A 1,528-nucleotide genomic window follows, 5' to 3' on the forward strand; every position below is an offset into this window, starting at 1 on the left:
ATCCGGTCTCGATCCTCGAAAATCTGCTTTCGGCCATTGGCCATCGATCTCCGGCAATGGGAATGCCGCCTTCCGTGATCGGCCCTCGGCCCTTGGGACGCGACCCTCGGATGTCGCGCATCGTCCTTCGGCGTTCCGGAATGCGCCCGCCGCCCGGCCGACCTTCGGACCCCGGCGACGCGGTGCTGCCCGGCGCCGCCCTGGGTGCGGCCGCGCCAGAGGTGTCGCATGTCCCCAGGGGACTCATGCGCCGGTTGAGACGAGGCTTAGGGAGAAGGGAAGAAGACTGGCAGGAAATGCAGCATGTCTACACCAAGTGCCGGAGCGGTTTTCCCTTGCACCCGAGTAGCTTGCCCATGGCTCGCCGGCAGGTGGAGCAGCCGTGGCCGAGACGCCCGATGCGGGACAGGGCGCGGGGAAGGGGAAACGGGACAGCCGCCTGCGGTGCGATGCGGCGGCCACGACCGCGGGCCAGGTGGTGATCTGCCGACTCTGGTCCGAGGAGATCGGCGTGTTCGACGCGCTCTGCACGCAGATGGGGGCAGCCTCGCGCTCCGACTGGCTGAGGTCGATCATCCGGATGAGCGGCGGGTTTCTCGAGTTCAGCCGTGCCGACAGCGACGCGCTGGAGGGCCTGCACCGGGAGCTGCACCGGATCGGGGTGAACGTGAACCGGGTGGCCCATGCAGCAAACCGCGGCCGGGTCGACCTGGTGCGCGTGCATTGGAAGGCGTTGACCGAGCTGTTGCCGGGCGCTGCCGGGGTGTGCATGCTGCTCTTGCAGATCATCCACGACCGGCTGCGGTGCGCCGATGCAGCACGCATCACCCCAAGCCGGCGGTTAAGCCGCGCATCCCGTAGCGCGTGGCGAGATCGGCAGCGCTCGGCCCTTTAATCGCTCTTAGAGTCTGATTCAAAATGGAGTAGGCGATTTCAATCTGTTGCAAGGAGGCGGGCCATGCGGCGGATATGGGCGATGAGCACCCAGGCTTCGGCGCTTTCGATGGATTTCTCCCAATCCTTCGCCAGAGGACGGCAGCGACCGAGCCAAGCGAAGGTGCGCTCGACAACCCATCTGCGCGGCAGCAGCTCGAAGCCCCTGGCGCTGTCGGAACGCTTGACGATCTGCAATGTCCAGCGCCCGAGCGCGATGGGGGCACCGCGCAGTTTCGGTCCGGCGTAGCCCCCATCGGCGAAGACATAGCCCTTGTCGGCCCAGACCGAGGTCTCGTCCCCATGCAGCAATGCGTCCCAGACCTGGCTGTCGTGCAGTTTCGCCGTCGTGGTCTCCAGGCTGTGTGTCACGCCGCTGTCGGCATCGACGCCAATGTGGGCCTTCATCCCGAAATACCAGTCGTTGCCCTTCTTCGTCGATGACATCTCGGGATCGCGCGCCCTGGCTTTGTTCTTTGTCGAGGATGGCGCGTCGATGATTGTGGCATCCACCAACGTGCCCGAGCGCAGCGTGATCCCCTTGTCGGCGAGCTGCGCGTTCACATCCGCAAAGATCGCCTCGGTCAGCCCGTGC

At 65.8% G+C, this 1,528-nt stretch carries 2 protein-coding genes; one reads left to right on the top strand and one right to left on the bottom strand.

What is annotated here, in order from left to right:
• The first annotated feature begins 382 nt into the window (after positions 1-382).
• A complete protein-coding gene (locus ENN83_RS16355; RefSeq protein WP_287188843.1) occupies positions 383-895 on the top strand; it encodes a hypothetical protein in 513 nt (170 codons plus the stop codon).
• A 38-nt stretch (positions 896-933) separates the two neighbouring features.
• On the opposite strand, the gene ENN83_RS16360 is transcribed toward ENN83_RS16355, so the two are convergent.
• The coding region (locus ENN83_RS16360; RefSeq protein ID WP_287188845.1) for an IS5 family transposase at positions 934-1,528 on the bottom strand (595 nt) is incomplete at its 5' end.

It is taken from the genome of Rhodovulum sp. (assembly GCF_011048875.1).
GTDB lineage: Bacteria > Pseudomonadota > Alphaproteobacteria > Rhodobacterales > Rhodobacteraceae > Rhodovulum > Rhodovulum tesquicola.